This is a genomic window from Staphylococcus sp. 510 (assembly GCF_057219715.1).
Map to the genome: position 1 here is coordinate 35,931 of NZ_JBXVVK010000007.1, position 19,123 is coordinate 55,053.

Sequence of the window (19,123 nt, forward strand, 5' to 3'; positions counted from 1 at the left end):
TGTCATTGCTCCTTTAAACATTTAAATTCAAAAGTATCACCTGGTTTTATCAATTGGATAAATGGTTGATCCTGGTTATAAATTCGTGCAATACGATTGATATTTGGATGTCCTTGAAGTGGTGATTTAATTACTTGTAGTTCACCTTCATAACGACCATTCAGATGATTATCTATGGTAACATCTCCAACTAATCTTTGTTTGACACCAATAGCGTCAATAGATTGATTAATGAAATGTCTAGATTCATGTGATCGTATGACATGTTCAGGCGAATCAACTCTTGAATGATGCTTAGTAAATAATATATTAGATAAGTCATCATTGATGTTTTTTGTAACCTTAACACGCAGTTCAAAGTGTCGTTGGACACACATTTGATAAAGTTGACGCGCTAAATTTAAATCAAATCCAGTATCTCCAATAATAATATTTGAGATACCAATGGATTCTAATTCATGAACTGAGATAGATGGATGCTGATTACGATGTACCTCGATGGTCGGTAGACCTTTAAATATAGGACCTCGTAATTCAGTTCCTGGAATGAAGGCATACACGTCTGCCGTGGAATCAAAAGAATGGATGAGTTCATTTTGTTGTTTGACAAATGTCGCACTTAATCCTGTATCTGGTCTTGGATAATAGTTATGACAGAATACGAGTGATTGTATATTTGAATGACGATATAGCGTGGATAATTCAAATTGCGTTATCGTACTTGCGTTAATACAACAGCGATAACCGTGTTGCTGTATATCATGAATAAGATTGGTATTAAGGTCGTGATCAATTCTGATAACAAAATCCCCATAAGCGTATTGATCTAATAAACTGTAAAAGTGGTGATTAAGTAAAGAAGGATTCACATCAATAATAAAGGTGATTGAATATTGAGATAATAACTGACACAGTTCCCTAAAATGTATCAGTGTAATCTGATCATCCTCTTCGGGTATTTGCAGAGAAGTAAAAATAGTATCGTATCCCTGAGATACCATTGATTGAATATAAGATGTATTCAATTTACTACCTAACGAGACCGAGAAACCGAGCATGATCTTCCTCCTCATTTATAAGCTTAATCATATCCGATTATAACGCTAATATTAGTCATTTACAATTTACATTTTAGAATTAGGTTTATTTTTTTACAAAAATATTAATAAATAAAATAAATAGTACTTTGTGAGAATAAAATGCGTAAAATACAGTAGGAAATAAGTAGAATTAAAAAGTGAGATTTTTGAATTGTACAAGGGTACGATATATCATATTTTGATATTCAATGATATGTTGAAATATGTCGCCATAATTAATAGTATGAAGCGGATGTTCAATGAGGTAAGAAATCAAATTTTGATAATGAACGAAATGACTTAAAGAAGTATAGTTAAGAAATGTTGAATTCGTCTTAATCCAATTATTTTCTTTAATGATGAATGTGTTAAATTCAATTAATGATGATTCGAATTTGCTATAATGTGACATTAAGTAATATTTCAACATTTCAGTATGTGTGATAAGTTGTGTTAATTTTAATTCAATATGGTTTAATGTTTCTTGAGAATTCATAAAGCCTCCGTAGAAGTTAAATGTAAAAAGAAAGGAAATATAGATATGAAACTTTCAAACAAAGGGTACCGTTTTAAAGATATTGCTTGGAGAGATTTATTTTTAATACCAATTATCTTTGTAACATTGTTGATATGTTCAAAGATAGGTGTAAACATATTAAATACGCATTATATACATACAGATAGATTAATGAGTGAGATGGTTGCTACTGTTGCTCAAACCATGAGTTATGTTATTGCCATTTTATGTTTTTACCTTATGCATGTAAGTTCTTTTCCAGAACGTATGAAAAATGGGATAAATTATATCAAAAAGCATTGGAAGTTTTTAATTGTGATGTTCATTATCTCAATATGTGCGTCAAAAGCCTATGAATGGATAATGGAATTATTACCTCAATCATGGCAATTTAATGAAACACAGAATGAATTAGCATTAAATCAATTATTTAAGACGCCGCTATTTTTACCAATCACTTTTATATTGATAGTGATAGTTGGACCTATCGTCGAAGAAATCGTATTTAGACACATCTTAATAGGAGAGTTGGGCAAAAAGTTTAATTTTATTTTTATGGGGATGGTTTCTGCTATTACATTTTCACTAATCCATGTAAGTGGTGCTAAATCACCATTAGAATTTGGTGCATACTTTATACTGGCAGTTATATTAGTGTTTGTTTATTTAAAGTCAAACAGAAATTTAGCTTCTTCTATTACAATTCATATACTCAATAATCTTTTATCATTTATGATCACGATATATACAATTTCTATGTAAAACACAATAAACCCAACTGATTACACGTGTAGGTCAGTTGGGTTTAAAAATTGTTGGTAATTATCAATCGTAATATCCTGAGTTTTAATGGTTTTTTCAAATGAGTAGGAGATATCTTGTATATCTTTAATAGGTAGTTCTCGTGTAGAACCTAATCCAATTTCAAATACCACAGCATGCCATTGACCATCTTTACACAATAAACCAATAAAGATGACATTCTCTGCAATAGTTTGATCTTCTTCAAAAAAATCTACAAGCATGACATTACGTTCAGTACAATAAATTAAAATATCGGAAAAGATATTAGGAAGTGTTATTTGTGCGGTATCTTCGAATTTAATATAGTAATCCATTTTTTTTAATAATTTTCGTACACGAGTTTGAGGTAAGGTTAAACATTGTTTAAGTATCTCTTGAATTTCTTTAGTATAAGGTAGCGTAGAATAAGATTGACTTTCATTTAAGGTAAGAAATAGTGCAGACAATTGACTGTCAGTCAAAGTAAGCGAAATTTTAGATTGTGCATCTTGAATTTTATAACCACCCTGGCTGCCATGTGAAGCATGTATTTGAACGCCTTGATTTTCTAAATCATCAATATCTCTAAGAATGGTGCGCTTAGATACATTAAAACGTTTGGCTAATTCAGTTGCAGTTATTTTATTACTTTGTTGTATTTCTGTTATTAAGCGATTTTGTCGTTCTAACTTATTCAATGAAAGTCACCTCCAAATTAACATTACATATTACAATAATTATATCATATAAGCGACAATGATGACATTTCTAGCGCATTTTTGGATTAAAAAGTGAAAAAATGGGTCAAAAAAATATCAGAAAACGCTTACAAAAGAAAACGCTTTATGTTAATATATTATTTGTAACAGGGGGAGCGATTAACAAAGGGGTAGAGCTATATAACAGATAGCTGGTAATCGTTCGAGTTACACTAAAACATCTTCAATATTTATTACTTACTTTCCTTTCTATTTGTCGGCTAGCATAAGACTAGCCGATTTTTTTATGGTAAAAAACATGCAATTAGATACTGGCATGTTACTATAGCTATTAATACAATAAATTTGAATAATCATGATAAATCATTAATATTTTTAGATATATAGGAAGGTGTTACTAATGCATTGCAATGACTTACGCAAGATAGATGAAATGATAACAAAATGGTTGAAAAACATTGATCAAATCATTCCAAATTTAATAGCAGAAATGGAAACAGATACTAAGTTAAATCGCTTTGATTTGGTGACAAATGTGGATAAACAAATTCAAAATGAATTCCAGGTATTTCTACAAACACATCTTGAAGGTCATCAGTTATTTGCAGAAGAAAAAAATAATGATGAGATAGATCCTAGACAAGGACATGTTTGGATTATGGACCCTATAGATGGTACGGCCAATTTGGTAAAACAACAAGAGGATTATTGTATTATTTTAGGTTATTTTGTAGATGGAGAACCTAAACTGTCATACATATATGATTACCCACATCAGCATTTATATAAGGCTATTGAGAATGAAGGGGCATTTGATAATGATCAAGCGATGAAACAACCGATTCATATGGATATCAAGGAAGCAATATTGTCATTTAATACACAAGTCATGAATGATGAAACGATTCATCAATTATATGATGCATCATTTAGCCATAGAATTATTGGTTCTTGTGGATTAGATTCAATCAGGGTGATTAAAGGGCAATTTGGTGCACATATCAATACCAATCCTAAACCTTGGGATATTGCAGCACAATTTTTATTTGCGAAAGAACTTGGTTTGAAAATGACATCGTTAAATGGTGGGTCAATAGATTTATCGACGGCCGCGCCATTTATTATCAGTAATGAAGGATGTTATTCAGCCGTACTAGAAATTTTAAATAGTAACTCGGGTTATGAAAGATGATATCAATGGGCGTCATTAAAAATCATTATTCCATTTTCTATTAAGATTAATATATTACAATAAATTTCACATAATAAGACTTTAGAAGTATAGTAAAAATATTTTTCTATTATATAATAATAAAGGTATATAGCATGTAAAGTAAATTTGGAAAAGGAATGATGGGTGTGCGGAGAGCAGAAAAAAATAGAATGAGTCTACCAGCTAAAATTTTAGTATGGTGTGTTGGTATATTATTTATATTAGCACTATTAGCAATGATATATGTCATTGCCAAGATATTTATTACTGGAGATAGGATACATAATCCGTTAAATAGAGATTATTCACATTTAAGAAATGGTAAAGTTAATTTGAAAAATGGTGATCCATTCACGATAGCATTATTTGGTGTGGATTCAGATGCTGAACGTAAAGCACAAGGTGGCGGTTCTCGTAGTGATACGATCATGATTTTATCTATCAATCCAAAAGAGAAGAAGACAGAGATTGTAAGTGTACCTAGAGATACTCAAGCTAAAATGGTTGGTAAGGGTACCACAGAAAAAATAGCACATGCTTATGCGTATGGTGGCCCTAACATGGCAGTTAATTCATTAGAAAAATTAATGAATGTTCCAATTGACCATTATGCAACGATTGATATGGATGGATTGCATGACATGATAGATACAATGGGTGGTATTGATGTTGTAAGTAACGATACGTTTACAACAAACGGAGTACATTTTGAAAAAGGCAAGAAAACGCATGTTAATGGTGAAGAGGCAATGAGCTTTATTAGAAGTCGTAAAGAAGAAGGCGCTGGTGGAGATTTCGGTCGTCAAGAACGCCAACAACTCATTCTAGAAGCTATGGCCAATAAAATGACTAGTGCGTCATCTATTACACATTTTGCCCCGTTAATGAACGAAATACAAAAGAACGTTAAGACTGATTTATCATTAGGGGAACTAAATACGATTAGAAGTAAATATAAAGATGCTAATGATACAGTGAGTAGACATCAATTAGATGGTCAAGGCGGCATACAAGATGACGGATTATATTACTTTGTACCTAGCGATAGCTCACTTCAAGAGAACACGAATTTACTTAAAGACAATTTGAATTTATAACGATTTCAAAATAAATAATAACCAGTTTAAATTAAGGACAATAGCGATAGTTTAAAATCGTCGCTATTGTCTTTTTTTAATTCGATTATTTGTATTGGTTTAAATACTCACATTTAACAATCAATTAAATTTTAAAAATACTTAACATTGCATTGTTAAAGTTATACAATTAAACTGATTCTATCTATACATATATGTGTGGGGCATTTTAAATAGATGGAAGTTAGACATTATAACGTTAGCATATACGGAACTATATATAATGGGGTGAAAATATGAAAGAACATTTAATCGTCACTCTAGATGGTACAGATTATTTGGTTGAACCGGGTACCAACTTACTTGAATTTATACGTTCGAGAGATACGTTCGTACCAGCCATTTGCTATAACGAGTCAATGGGTCCAATTCAAACTTGTGATACCTGTACTGTAGAAATTGACGGCAAAATAGAAAGAGCTTGTGGCACAACGATTGATAGACCAATGACAGTCAATACAACGACGGATCATGTACAAGCATCTCAAAAAGAAGCATTAGATCGTATTTTAGAAAAACATATGTTGTATTGTACAGTATGTGATTATAACAATGGAGATTGTGAAATTCATAATACGATGGACGAGTGGGGGCTTCAACATCAAACTTATGAATATAAAGAAAAACCATATGAAAAAGATTATGGTCCATTCTATCGCTATGATCCAAACCAATGTATTTTATGCGGACGTTGTGTTGAAGCATGCCAAGATATTGAAGTAAACGAAACAATCAGTATTGATTGGGATCGAGAACATCCTAGAGTTATTTGGGATAATGATGTACCTATTAACGAATCATCATGTGTATCATGTGGCCAATGTGCAACAGTTTGTCCATGTAATGCCATGATGGAAATCAATATGGAAGGTAACGCTGGCTATATGACTGATACTGAACCAGGTTCATTAGCTGCAATGATTGATTTAACTAAAAAGGCTGAGCCAGGTTACGGTCCATTATTTGCCATTTCTGATTCTGAAGCGGAAATGCGTAAAGAGAGAATCAACAAAACCAAAACAGTTTGTACATACTGCGGTGTAGGTTGCTCATTTGAAGTATGGACTAAAGATAGAGAAGTATTAAAAGTACAACCTTCACATGATTCTCCGGCTAATAAAATTGCATCATGTGTGAAAGGAAAATTCTCTTGGGGACATATTAATTCTGATCAACGTTTAACGAAACCACTTGTGCGTAAAGATGGTCAATTCCATGAAGTTGAATGGGAAGAAGCGTTAGATGTTATTACAAATAATTTCAAACAAATTAAAGACAAATATGACGCTGATCATTTGGCATTCATTTCCTCTTCAAAAGCAACAAATGAAGAGTCATATTTAATGCAAAAACTTGCACGACAAGTCATTGGAACGAATAATGTTGACAACTGCTCAAGATATTGCCAAGCACCAGCGACTAAAGGATTATTCAGAACTGTTGGACATGGTGGTGATTCAGGTAGTATTGAAGACCTTGAAAAAGCAGCAATGACTGTATTAATCGGAACAAATACTGCTGAGGCACACCCTGTTATCGCATCACGAATGAAACGAGCTCAAAAATTATTTGGTCAAAAATCACATGTATTTGATATTAGAAAACATGAAATGGCTGAACGTGCAGATGAATTTTATCAACCGAAACCAGGTACAGACTTAGTATGGTTAGGTGCTGTAACGAAATATATTATTGATCATGATCTGCATGACAAAGCATTCCTAAACGAATGGGTAGATGATTTTGAGAAGTATTATGAATCATTAGCACCATTTACGATGGCATTTGCAGAAGAAGCTACAGGCATCCCTCAATCACGTTTGATTAACTTTGCTAAAGAAGTAGCTAAAGCAGAATCAGTATCTATTTGTTGGGCAATGGGTATCACACAACAAGATATCGGAAGTGATTCAAGTACTGCCATTTCAAATTTATTACTCGTAACAGGTAACTATAGAAAACCAGGTACAGGTGCTTATCCGTTACGTGGTCATAACAATGTTCAAGGTTGTAGCGATATGGGTAGCATGCCTGACCAATTTACAGGTTATCAAAAAGTAGTTGATGATGATGTTCGTGCGAAATTCGAAAGAGAATACGGCGTCGAATTAAATAAGAAACCAGGTCGAGATAATCATCAAATGATTGAAGGTATTCATAATGGTGAAATTAATTCACTATATTTATATGGTGAAGATACAGGAATAGTTGATTCAAATATCAATTTCGTTCAAGCTGCCTTTGAAAAATTAGACTTTATGGTTGTTCAAGACGAATTCTTAACTTATACAGCAACTTATGCAGATGTTGTATTACCAGCAAGTCCATCACTAGAAAAAGATGGCACATTCACAAATACTGAACGTCGAATCCAAAGATTATATCAAGCACTCGATCCTAAAGGTGACTCTAAACCAGACTGGAAAATTTTCCAACTTATTGCAAATCGTTTAGGTTTTAACTGGAACTACAAACACCCTAGCGAAATTATGGATGAAATTGCACGTGTGACACCATTATATGAAGGTGTAAGTTACGACTTATTAGAAGGCTTTAATAGTTTACAATGGCCAGTGCATAAAGATGGCACAGATGAGCCATTACTTTATTTAAATGGATTTAACTTTGATAACGGTAAAGCAAAACTTTATCCGTTAACATTCGATAATTTCTTCAAAGAAGATGAAGTGTATGACTTACATGTTAATAACGGTAGATTATTAGAACATTTCCATGAAGGAAACATGACATATCAAACTGAAATGATTAAATATAAAGTGCCTAATGCCTTTGTAGAAATTTCACAAGAACTTGCTGAAGATAGAGGCATTCACGAAGGTGCACAAGTTAAATTAATTTCTGAAACTGGCGAAGCTACATTAACGGTACATGTTACTGACCGTGTTAGTGGTAAACAAATTTACATTCCATTAAATAATGATGCTTTAGAAAATGGTAATATGGGTGCAATCAACTTACTTACAAATAGTGATGTAGATCCATACACAGATACACCATCGTATAAACGCACAAGTGCAAGAATGGAAGTGATTACTAAACGTGGTAAATCACCACTAAACCCAACCAACTTCCGTGTAGATAAACAACGTAATCCACAATATAGTGTCAGAGTTGATAAAAAATGGGCGCGTCCAGACTATATTTTCCCAGGAAATCAGGTGAATGACTCATGGCAGAAAGAATAACTCAAATTAAACGCATGGAAAAGTCAGATGAACAAGTCAAAGCAGATAATCTCAATGAAGTATTAGATGCAATATCTGAGAATAAAGATAGTATCATGAAAGCAATTCGATTAGTTAAAGTTTTAGACGAAGCGAAATTATTAGATGCACTATCTGGTGGTATTAAAGGTAGACAAGTCATTATTAATAAATTTGCAGTCGAATTAAATAAAGATATTTATACTGGATTATTATCTAATATGGCATCTTTAGTATTTTTACTTGGCGACTTAAATGTTAAAGACTTAAGCGAGATGCTTAATAGACTTAATAAAGGTATGCATGTAGCTAATCAAGCAAGTAGCCATTCCAAAACGAATGTTCGGAGCTTGCTAGGGGTTCTTAAAGATGATGATATGAATAGAAGTATCACATATATGCTTAATTTATTAAAAGGTATGTCTCGAGAAGACTAGAAATAAGAAGAGGTCAGAACAAACAACTTTTGATGAACAGTCTTTGTCAAAAGCGTGTCGGATAAGTCATTTTCCGTCACAAGTTCTGACCTTATTTCTTTATGTCGACATAAACAATTTAAATCATGTATCATGGTAGGATAAGTATTATTATAAGTGAATAGAGGTGTCATATGATTAATCCCAATATATTAAAGGCTATGGCTATCGTATCTAATGTTTTATTAGTAATTGGAATCATCTTTTTAATCATGTTGAAGTTGATATTAGCTATTACATTTTTTGCGGTATCGTTGGCTATTAGTTTAGTAATATTTAATGTGCTATTTCGTGATAGAACAGGTATGAAGATCGCAATTAATGTGTCATTCTTTATTGTTGTCATAGCAATTGTAATCGCATATGTCATTTTATCTAAATAGATATAAATAAATAGGAGCTTTTATTGAATGAAGAAATTGAGTAAAGCCCGATTAAGTACTATTATCATCATCTTACTTTTGATCATTTTCGGTATACTGTATATCATTTTTGATACTAATTTATTTAATAATGATAAACGTGTGTCATTTAATGAAGCAGTCTCACGCCAACAAAATAAAGGTGTACTAAATATGAAAGAAGATCATGGTGAGTTTAAAAAAGCAAATGAAGCGGATATCAAAAAGGCTATGGCGATTCATCATAGCGATAATAAACTCAAATATATGGATATTTCTGAAAAAGTACCGATGTCAAAGGAAGAAGTTAATAAAATGCTTAAAGGGAAAGGCGTTTTAGAGAATCAAGGGCAAAGTTTTATAGATGCTCAAGAAAAATATGAAGTTAATATTATTTACCTAATCAGCCATGCAATTGTGGAAACTGGAAATGGTGACTCTGAATTGGCGCATGGTATCAAAGATGGTAAACACAATTACTATAATTTTTATGGTATCGGAGCATTTGATGAGAATGCGGTGCATACTGGTAAAAGTTATGCTAAAAAGGAATCATGGACATCGCCACGGAAAGCGATTTTAGGTGGAGCAAAATTTGTAAGAAATCAATACTTTGAAAATCAACAAATCTCACTTTATCAAATGAGATGGAATCCGAAAACACCAGGACAGAATCAATATGCTAGTGACATCCACTGGGCTGATAATATAGCAAAAATAATGAAGAAATATTATGAGCAATTTGGAATCAAAAAGGACAAAATTCGCAAAGATTATTACATTTAAACATAGAGAGAGAAGAGTATCTGCTTGTAAGAGAGCAGCATACTCTTTTTATTGTGGCAAACATATCTTTAGGTTACTCAATTTTGTAAATGTATGAGATGTGATAAAATATATAAGAATCACAATGTTGAGGTGGAATCATATGAAAATCGCAATTGTCGGTGCAGGAATCGGTGGATTAACAGTGGCTGCACTACTAGAAGAACAAGGTCATCAAGTTAAGATATTCGAAAAAAATGATGCAATAAGAGAATTAGGTGCAGGTATAGGTATAGGTGACAATGTCATTCAAAAATTACACAACCACGATTTAGCGAAAGGTATTAAAAATGCGGGTCAGAATTTAACATCAATGCAAACACTTGATGAGTATAACAAACCATTGATGACTGCTCATTTAAAGCGAGATACACTTAATGTTACATTATCTCGTCAAACACTAATTAGTATTATTCAATCTTATGTACAACAAGATAGTATTTATTTAAAACATGATGTAACAAAAATAGATAATAGTAATTCCAAAGTTATACTTCATTTTAAGGAACAAGAAAGTGAAGCCTTTGATTTATGTATTGGTGCAGATGGCATACATTCAACGGTTAGAGAAGCTATTGATAGTCAAAGTAAGATTCAATATCAAGGTTATACATGCTTCCGTGGGTTAGTCGATGATATTCATTTAGATGAAACGGATGTCGCTAAGGAATTTTGGGGTAAACAAGGACGCGTTGGTATTGTTCCATTAATTGATAACCAAGCATATTGGTTTATAACAATCAATGCTAAGGAAAGAGATGCTCAATACCAATCATTTGGTAAGCCGCATTTACAAGCACGATTTAATCATTATCCTAATGTTGTAAGACAAATTTTAGATAAACAAAGTGAAACTGGTATTATATTAAACGATATTTATGATATGAAACCGCTAAAGTCTTTTGTCAAAGAGCGTACTATTTTACTAGGTGACGCAGCACATGCAACAACACCTAATATGGGTCAAGGCGCAGGGCAAGCCATGGAAGATGCCATTGTCTTAACGAATTGTTTAAAATCATATGACTTTAATGAGGCATTAGAAAGATATGATAAATTAAGAGTAAACCATACAGCAAAAGTGATTAAAAAATCACGTAAAATTGGTAAAATTGCGCAATATCATAACGGTTTAATGATTAAATGCAGAAATGCAATGATGAAAATATTACCGAATAAAATTGCTTCAAACCAAACTAAGTTTCTTTATAAATCAAAGGAAAAATAATATGTAAGTAAAAAGGCAATCCAAATCACATTATTGATTTGGATTGCCTTTTTTATTATTGAGGATTAACTATGAATTGCGGCGTTTTACCGTTTAATTTTTTAATCGTATCATTTGCCACAATTTTAGCCATCATATCTCTTGCTTCAAATGTTGCGTTACCAATATGTGGTGTAAGTACAACATTTTTGAATGATTTTAATTCATCTGTAATTTTAGGTTCAAATTCATATACATCTAATGCTGCACCTTCAATTTCTTGCTCTTTTAAGGCTTTGACAAGTGCTTGTTCATTGATAATTGGACCACGACCGGCATTGACAATATATGCCGTAGATTTCATTTTTTTGAATTGTTCAGTATCAATTAAGTGGTGTAAATCAGGATTATAGGCAGCATTAATAGTGATGAAGTCTGCATTTTCAAGTAATGTATCTAAATCCACATATTTAGCGCCGATATCTCTTTCTTTTTCCTCTTTACGATGAGGACCAGTATATAAAACATCCATATCGAATGCACGTGCACGTTTTGCAACTGCACCACCAATTTCTCCTAAACCAATAATGCCGATGGTTTTCTCAGAAACTTCTCTACCTCTAAAGAATAGAGGTGCCCAACCATCAAAGCCCTTAGTACGAGATAATTCATCACCTTCAACAATACGTCTTGCGACACTTAAGATAAGACCAATGGTTAAATCAGCTGTAGCATTAGTTGAAGCTTTCGGTGTGTTTGTCACGTCAATACCTTTTTCACGTGCATAGTCTATATCTACATTATTAAAACCTGCACCATAGTTCGCAATAATTTTTAGATTTTTACCACTATCGATAACATCTTTATCTACATTAGTTGATAATAAACTTACTAATGCAGTGGCATCTTTGACACCATTAATCAGTGCTTCTTTACTAATTAATCCTTCATCATTGTACATTTCTACTTCGAAATGTTGTTTGAGAAGGTTTAAACCAACCTCTGGAATTGCGCCTGCGATAAATACTTTTTCCATCCTAATCACTCCTTTTATCAACAGTATATATAAAGATAATATACTAAACAATGAATAAACATATTAGATGAATTGCATATTAATTGATTAAACGTAATCCTATGACTGATCCTAGTATAAGTAGAATACAAAGGACTCGCATGATATTTTTTGATTCATGATAAAAAATCATACCAATAATCGTACCTCCAGCTGTACCTATACCTGTCCAAATGGCATAAGCAGTCCCCATAGGAATATCTATCATTGATAGTTTTAATGTACTAAAACTACAAATAAAGGCAATGCCAATGAGTAAAATGAAAATTTTATGTTTAGTTCTAGACCATTCATTCATTAATATAACACCAATCACTTCTAAACAACCTGCTATTAATAGATACACCCAAGCCATTAATTGCGACCTCCATCAACATCATCCGTTGTAGAAAGTTTCAAACCTATAATACCTAATATTAATAATGTTACTAATAATATTTTCATAAATGTAAAAGGTTGATTGAAAAATAGCATATCAACAATAACTGTACCAGCAGCTCCGATACCCACGAATATCGCATATACCGTTCCAACAGGTAAAGATTTTGTAGCATCGATGACGAGATAAAAGCTTAAAATGATAAAGCTAAGTGTAAATAACCAACTGAATATTGAATCAGCATTATTCAGTCCAGTAACCCATATGATTTCAACTAGTCCTGCTAGAATGACTTTTAACCATTTCAATGTAACGGTCCTCCTTATCAAATAACAATAAGAATATTCTCTCAAATTTAAAGATATAGGGCAAAGTTTGAAATTGATGTCGTTAAGATACATTTTCAAAATAAGCTTTATCATATATGTATTTCAATATTAAGGAAGCATATTCTAAAAAAGAATGTGAATAGGGGGAATAATTTATAGAAAGAAAAAAGCCTGTAAATGCTTAATTAAAAGCATCTACAGACTTTAAATGTCTATTTCATATATGAATTAGATATGAATATAATTATATGAGCTTGCTTCACCTGCAGAAATAGTACGTGTACTTACTGAGAAAGGTCCACCGCTATAGTTCATTTCAGACACTGTAACTGAACCGTCAGAACCAACGCTTTCAACATAAGCAACGTGACCATAGCCACCTGCTGATGATTGTAAAATTGAACCAGCTTTTGGTGTGTGGTTTACAGTGTAACCAGCTTGTTGTGCAGCTGATGCCCAGTTTCTAGCGTCTCCCCAAGTTGAACCAACTTTTCCACCAACTTTGTCATAAACGTACCAAGTACATTGACCAGCTGTATATAAGTTACCAGAAGCAGATCTTTCTGATGTAGTATTGCTAGTAGATGTTTGAGTTGTATTATAATTATATGATTGATTATTAGATTGATTAAATTCTGCAGCATCTGCGTGATGATCAGTTGTACCGAAATATGCAGCGCCAATGCCTGCTGTTAATGTAGTAATAGTTGCGATTTTTTTCATGATAAATATCCTCCCGAATTTTGTTTGGTTTTATTATGTAAGAAGATACGGCGTAGCGAACCGGACATCATCTTCATTTACCAATTTAAGTTTTATCGTTTTTACGACAAGAGTAACTTTAACAGAAAATCATCATCTTGTGCGGAATGTTACATCATCGTAATTAAATTAAAAAAACCATGACGCTCGTTGTAATAATCGAGTATCATGGTAATAAAAGTTTGTAGCGCTTACAAAGTGCATCTACACTGATTTATAATTAATTTAATATATGACCAACAATCATAAATATTACAAAGAGTTGTAATAAATGAATTATAGATTATTTGAAAAATCTAATACTAAGTGGAATTAGGTATTCATTGCCATTATAGTATTTAACACATGCAATAATAGTAAAAATAAATGAAACAAAGGCTAAAATCATCATAATAATAAAGCCAATGAAATAAATAATAAAACCTACAGTCATAGAGGTATCAGTATCCATACTTAATCCGATAAAAAATGGAACTAACATAACAACTAATATAATTATTGTCCAAATTGTATAGGAAATAACAAAGTTTAAGTAATTTTTACCAGCTTTATTGACGAAACGAGATTCTTTATGTTTGATTATCCAAATGATAAGCGGACCAATAAAACCACTGAATAAACTTAATAAATAGATTAACATAGCCATTAATCGAGATTCTTGGTTATCTGAATCAACTACTTCAGATGTTTGATCATGTAAAACATCATTCTGATTGTACTCTGTCATGCTATTACCTCCATTTTATATGTAAAATAAATTTATTACTTCTTTACTATATCAAACAATTATAAATTGATAAATAAGTTTTTAGATTTACTTATAACATGATATACGTTATTGTTCATTTAAAGGTTTAATTCATTTAAAATAAGGATATATAAAATTATTACAAGTTCATGAGTTGAAAGTTAGTGAGACGCTAATCAAGTTGAATTCAAATATTCAAACGTCATTGTCCAATTAAAAATGATTGTTACATCTTCAATTATGATTTTACACGTAGGATTTGTAGCAAGATTGAAAAATAGGGTGGGACTAAGAAATCTTTTTAATAAAAGTCATTTCAGTCCCGCTTTTTTAATGAAAGAAAATGATTAAGAAAGAGAGAGGATTTTAATGAAAATAGCAATTATTGGTTCTGGTAATGGTGCTGTTACAGCTGCACTAGATATGGTTGATAAAGGTCATAAGGTTAAATTATATTGTCGTAACCAATCTCTAGAAAAATTCAATAAAGCAATAGAAAAAGGCGGATTTGATTTTAACAATGAAGGAGAAGAAAAATTCATACAGTTCACAGATATTAGTGATGATATTGAATATGTGATGAAGGATGCAGATATTATACAAGTTATTATTCCATCTTCATTCATTGAATATTATGCAAAAGTGATGTCTTATCATGTCACAAATGATCAACTTATATTCTTTAACATTGCTGCATCAATGGCATCTATACGCTTTATGAATGTGCTTGAAGATAGACATATTGATGTAAGGCCTCATTTTGCAGAAGCAAATACATTAACGTATGGAACACGCGTTGATTTTAATGAAGCACGTGTAGATTTATCGTTGAATGTGCGTAGAGTATACTTCTCTACATTTAATCGAGAAGAATTAAATGATAGTTATGATAAAGTATCACAAATTTATCCCAACTTAGTTAAAGAGGAAAGCTTGCTTAAAACAAATCTCGAAAATGGTAACCCAGAGGTACATCCAGGGCCAACGTTATTAAATGTTGGACGCATTGATTATGCAGATGAATTCTCACTGTATAAAGAAGGAATTACAAAACATACAGTTCGTCTACTTCACGGTATTGAATTAGAACGACTAAATCTAGGACGTAAATTGGGATTTGAATTAGAAACTGCTAAAGAATCTAGAATTCAAAGAGGTTATTTAGAACGTAAAGATGAAGATGAACCATTAAATCGTTTGTTTAATACGAGTCCAGTATTCTCCCAAATTCCTGGCCCAAATCATGTAGAAAATAGATATTTAACAGAAGACATTGCATATGGCTTAGTACTATGGTCTAGCTTGGGACGTGTCATTGATGTACCAACACCTAATATTGATGCAGTGATTGTCATTGCTTCTACTATTTTAGAACGTGATTTCTTTGAAGATGGTCTAACAGTTGAGGAACTAGGATTAGATAAATTAGATTTAGAATAGTGATTTAAAAATAATGAAAGGAAAGAGGTCTTGTTTCAAAAAGAAAAATAAAGGGGTTTAGATATATGAAAAGACAGCCAACTTTTTTAGAGTCTATATCTACAATTATTGTCATGGTCATTGTAGTAACAACAGGATTTGTTATTTTTAATATACCTATTCAAGTTTTATTACTTATCTCTTCAGCTTATGCAGCGTGCATTGCTTATAGGGTAGGCTTACGTTGGGAAGATTTGGAAGAGGGGATATCAAAACGCTTAAATACAGCTATGCCCGCGATTTTTATTATTTTAGCAGTGGGTATTATTGTAGGTAGTTGGATGTTCTCTGGTACTGTACCTGCACTAATTTATTATGGTCTTAATTTTTTAAATCCGAGTTACTTTTTAGTTTCTGCTTTTATCATTAGTGCAATTACGTCAGTAGCCACTGGTACGGCTTGGGGGTCAGCATCAACTGCTGGTATTGCATTAATATCAATCGGAAACCAATTAGGTATTGAAGGTGGCATGGCTGCAGGCGCTATTATTGCTGGTGCGGTGTTTGGTGATAAAATGTCACCACTATCAGATACGACAAACTTAGCCGCATTAGTGACAAAAGTAAATATCTTTTCACATATTAGATCGATGATGTGGACGACGATACCTGCTTCCATTATTGGATTAATCGTTTGGTTTTTTGCAGGATTAAAATATCAAAGTCATACGAATCCTAAGCAAATTAAGCAATTACTTAATGAATTAACACAAGTGTACAACATTAACTTGTTTGTATGGATTCCATTAATCGTGATTATAGTGTGCTTACTATTAAAAATTTCTACAGTTCCTGCGATGTTAATATCAAGTTTAAGTGCGCTTTTAGTAGGGACATTTAACAACCATTTCAATATTGTTGATGGTTTTAAAGCAACATTTAATGGTTTTAGTCATACGATGGTCAATCAAAGTCATGTTTCAAATAGCGTCAAATCACTCATCGAACAGGGTGGCATGATGAGTATGACTGAAATTATCGTGACCATTTTCTGTGGTTATGCATTTGCTGGTATCGTTGAAAAAGCCGGTTGTCTAGATGTTTTATTAAAAACAGTATCAAAAGGTGTGCATTCGGTTGGTACACTTATCTTAGTAACTGTCGTATGTTGTCTTATGTTAGTTTTTGCAGCTGGTGTAGCATCTATCGTTATTATTATGGTAGGGGTACTAATGAAAGAAATGTTCGAAGAGAGACATTTATCCCAAACTGTATTATCTCGAACATTGGAAGACTCAAGTACAATGGTATTACCGCTAATACCATGGGGAACATCAGGTATATACTATGCTCATCAATTGAATGTCAGTGTTAACGACTTCTTTATTTGGACAATACCTTGTTATATATGTGCAATCATTGCCGTTATTTATGGTTTTACAGGAATAGGAATTAAAAAAATTAATAAAAGTGAAGTTTAAATTAATGAAAATGTGGAAAGTATTAAATATGTTAAAACAATTACATAGATATAAATTGTAGCGATTATATCTGAAAGATGTTTTAACTGATAAATATCCTTCTAATTAGAGTAGTGATTGAGTTTTGTAGCGGAATTTAATCGTGAAATATTAGACTAAACGAATTCTTTTAAACAACATTTAATAAATTGCCAATTATTATGTAGAAAAAGCGAATCAAGAAAGATTATTTGAATTTGTTTGTAACCAATGAACCGGGTAAGGTTGTAGCGATGTTACCTGGTTTACTTGGTTATTAACGAGACAGTCTTTTAGATATTTGTCTCAATTAAATCGTTAATATAATAGTTGCAATCATATAAAGAAACCGAGTATAACATTCACAAATTTGTGAATGTTATACTCGGTTTTTGAATGTAATTAAAATATTAGTGAATATAGTTATATGAACCAGCTTGACTAGCTGAAATAGTACGTGATGTTACAACACCAGGACCATGTCCATAGTTCATTTCTGAAACGCGAATTGAACCGTCACTATTAACACTCTCAACGTAAGCGACATGACCAAATCCACCTTGAGTTGTTTGTAAAATAGCACCTGCTGCTGGACGATTATTTACAGTGTAACCTGCAGCTGCTGCAGCGTTTGCCCAGTTATTAGCGTTACCCCAAGTTGAACCAACTTTTCCACCTACACGGTCATATACATAATATGTACATTGTCCAGCAGTGTATAAGTTACCTCCATTTGAAGTTGCTCTTGATAATGAAATACCATTTGAAGATGGTGCAGATGTTGTAGTTACATGTACGTTATGGCTTGTTGCTGAATAACTTGCACCTAAACCACCTGTACGTTGTGGTGTGTTATAAGATTGAGTGTTATACCCATAATCATAATTATTATAATTGTAGTTATTGTAATTGTTGTAAGCTTGAGTATTGTAACCATAATCGTAGCTGTTATTATGATTTACTTTGTCTGGGCTCCAGTTACCTTGCCAAGTGTAGTGGTAGTTACCTTGTTGATCGATTGTGTATGAATAGCTATATGAAGTTGGATCATTTGGGTTATATCCACCATTATTATTCTCTGCTGCTTGAGCATCATGGTTTGCAAAAGCGAAAGTAGCGATTCCTGCAGTAGCGATTGTAGCTGTAGCGATTTTTTTCATTTGATAAATATCCTCCAATTTATTTTTATAATTTTAATAGCATGTAAGCTATGTTTTTAAGTAATTGAATTCGTTCTTAACGACAAGCAATACTTTACCAAAAAAAATTGGATTTGTGGGCGTTGTTATGGATTTGTAATTTTTTGCTAATATTGTTACACAACTTAAATTA

Annotated in this window: 19 protein-coding genes; 10 read left to right on the forward strand and 9 right to left on the reverse strand. The window is 32.3% G+C overall.

Annotated features, from left to right (window positions below):
- Positions 1 to 2: 2 nt before the first annotated feature.
- Positions 3 to 1,058 (reverse strand): MupG family TIM beta-alpha barrel fold protein, encoded by a 1,056-nt coding sequence (locus AC2D8K_RS06680; protein ID WP_002451986.1) that lies wholly within the window; start codon positions 1,056 to 1,058, stop codon positions 3 to 5.
- A 172-nt stretch (positions 1,059 to 1,230) separates the two neighbouring features.
- Complete coding sequence (locus AC2D8K_RS06685; protein ID WP_107532643.1) at positions 1,231 to 1,575, reverse strand: hypothetical protein; 345 nt, start codon at positions 1,573 to 1,575, stop codon at positions 1,231 to 1,233.
- A gap of 45 nt (positions 1,576 to 1,620) precedes the next feature.
- Here AC2D8K_RS06685 and AC2D8K_RS06690 point away from each other — a divergent pair, with 45 nt between their 5' ends.
- The gene (locus tag AC2D8K_RS06690; protein WP_002450257.1) at positions 1,621 to 2,358 is read left to right on the forward strand and encodes a CPBP family intramembrane glutamic endopeptidase; all 738 of its coding nucleotides are present in this window, start codon (positions 1,621 to 1,623) and stop codon (positions 2,356 to 2,358) included.
- Between the two features lie 20 nt (positions 2,359 to 2,378).
- On the opposite strand, the gene AC2D8K_RS06695 is transcribed toward AC2D8K_RS06690, so the two are convergent.
- Positions 2,379 to 3,077 carry a helix-turn-helix transcriptional regulator gene (locus AC2D8K_RS06695; protein ID WP_002450258.1) on the reverse strand — a complete coding sequence of 233 codons (699 nt, stop codon included), beginning with the start codon at positions 3,075 to 3,077 and terminating at the stop codon, positions 2,379 to 2,381.
- Between the two features lie 421 nt (positions 3,078 to 3,498).
- Here AC2D8K_RS06695 and AC2D8K_RS06700 point away from each other — a divergent pair, with 421 nt between their 5' ends.
- From AC2D8K_RS06700 to AC2D8K_RS06730, 7 genes are all read left to right on the forward strand, one after another.
- Positions 3,499 to 4,290, forward strand: coding sequence for an inositol monophosphatase family protein (locus AC2D8K_RS06700; protein WP_002450259.1), 792 nt, complete (start codon positions 3,499 to 3,501; stop codon positions 4,288 to 4,290).
- Between the two features lie 158 nt (positions 4,291 to 4,448).
- On the forward strand, positions 4,449 to 5,408 hold the full coding sequence (locus AC2D8K_RS06705) for an LCP family glycopolymer transferase (RefSeq protein WP_002450260.1): 960 nt from the start codon (positions 4,449 to 4,451) through the stop codon (positions 5,406 to 5,408).
- Between the two features lie 275 nt (positions 5,409 to 5,683).
- Positions 5,684 to 8,653, forward strand: coding sequence for a formate dehydrogenase subunit alpha (gene fdhF, locus AC2D8K_RS06710; protein WP_484698292.1), 2,970 nt, complete (start codon positions 5,684 to 5,686; stop codon positions 8,651 to 8,653).
- Entirely contained in the window at positions 8,638 to 9,108 is a 471-nt protein-coding gene (locus tag AC2D8K_RS06715) for a helical membrane plugin domain-containing protein (RefSeq protein WP_002450262.1), read from the forward strand. Before fdhF ends, AC2D8K_RS06715 begins: the two co-directional genes overlap by 16 nt.
- Before the next feature lie 173 nt (positions 9,109 to 9,281).
- Entirely contained in the window at positions 9,282 to 9,530 is a 249-nt protein-coding gene (locus AC2D8K_RS06720) for a hypothetical protein (protein WP_002450263.1), read from the forward strand.
- A 27-nt stretch (positions 9,531 to 9,557) separates the two neighbouring features.
- Positions 9,558 to 10,334 (forward strand): N-acetylglucosaminidase, encoded by a 777-nt coding sequence (locus AC2D8K_RS06725; protein ID WP_002450264.1) that lies wholly within the window; start codon positions 9,558 to 9,560, stop codon positions 10,332 to 10,334.
- 142 nt (positions 10,335 to 10,476) lie between these two features.
- Positions 10,477 to 11,601, forward strand: a complete 1,125-nt coding sequence (locus AC2D8K_RS06730; protein WP_002450265.1) for an FAD-dependent monooxygenase — start codon at positions 10,477 to 10,479, stop codon at positions 11,599 to 11,601.
- Positions 11,602 to 11,656: 55 nt separating this feature from the next.
- Here the strand turns inward: AC2D8K_RS06730 and AC2D8K_RS06735 are convergent, their stop codons facing one another.
- From AC2D8K_RS06735 to AC2D8K_RS06755, 5 genes are all read right to left on the reverse strand, one after another.
- On the reverse strand, positions 11,657 to 12,616 hold the full coding sequence (locus AC2D8K_RS06735) for a 2-hydroxyacid dehydrogenase family protein (RefSeq protein WP_002450266.1): 960 nt from the start codon (positions 12,614 to 12,616) through the stop codon (positions 11,657 to 11,659).
- A 79-nt stretch (positions 12,617 to 12,695) separates the two neighbouring features.
- A complete protein-coding gene (locus AC2D8K_RS06740) occupies positions 12,696 to 13,010 on the reverse strand; it encodes a DMT family transporter (protein ID WP_002450267.1) in 315 nt (104 codons plus the stop codon).
- Positions 13,010 to 13,342, reverse strand: coding sequence for a DMT family transporter (locus tag AC2D8K_RS06745; RefSeq protein ID WP_002450268.1), 333 nt, complete (start codon positions 13,340 to 13,342; stop codon positions 13,010 to 13,012). Before AC2D8K_RS06745 ends, AC2D8K_RS06740 begins: the two co-directional genes overlap by 1 nt.
- 249 nt (positions 13,343 to 13,591) lie before the next feature.
- On the reverse strand, positions 13,592 to 14,086 hold the full coding sequence (locus AC2D8K_RS06750; protein WP_002450269.1) for a CHAP domain-containing protein: 495 nt from the start codon (positions 14,084 to 14,086) through the stop codon (positions 13,592 to 13,594).
- 322 nt (positions 14,087 to 14,408) lie between these two features.
- Entirely contained in the window at positions 14,409 to 14,852 is a 444-nt protein-coding gene (locus AC2D8K_RS06755; RefSeq protein ID WP_484698296.1) for a DUF4870 domain-containing protein, read from the reverse strand.
- A 390-nt stretch (positions 14,853 to 15,242) separates the two neighbouring features.
- On the opposite strand from AC2D8K_RS06755, the gene AC2D8K_RS06760 reads away from it, so the two are divergent.
- The gene (locus AC2D8K_RS06760) at positions 15,243 to 16,313 is read left to right on the forward strand and encodes an NAD/NADP-dependent octopine/nopaline dehydrogenase family protein (RefSeq protein WP_002450271.1); all 1,071 of its coding nucleotides are present in this window, start codon (positions 15,243 to 15,245) and stop codon (positions 16,311 to 16,313) included.
- Positions 16,314 to 16,378: 65 nt separating this feature from the next.
- The gene (gene nhaC / locus AC2D8K_RS06765; protein ID WP_002450272.1) at positions 16,379 to 17,773 is read left to right on the forward strand and encodes a Na+/H+ antiporter NhaC; all 1,395 of its coding nucleotides are present in this window, start codon (positions 16,379 to 16,381) and stop codon (positions 17,771 to 17,773) included.
- A 428-nt stretch (positions 17,774 to 18,201) separates the two neighbouring features.
- Here the strand turns inward: nhaC and AC2D8K_RS06770 are convergent, their stop codons facing one another.
- The gene (locus AC2D8K_RS06770; RefSeq protein ID WP_002450273.1) at positions 18,202 to 18,951 is read right to left on the reverse strand and encodes a CHAP domain-containing protein; all 750 of its coding nucleotides are present in this window, start codon (positions 18,949 to 18,951) and stop codon (positions 18,202 to 18,204) included.
- Between the last annotated feature and the right edge of the window lie 172 nt (positions 18,952 to 19,123).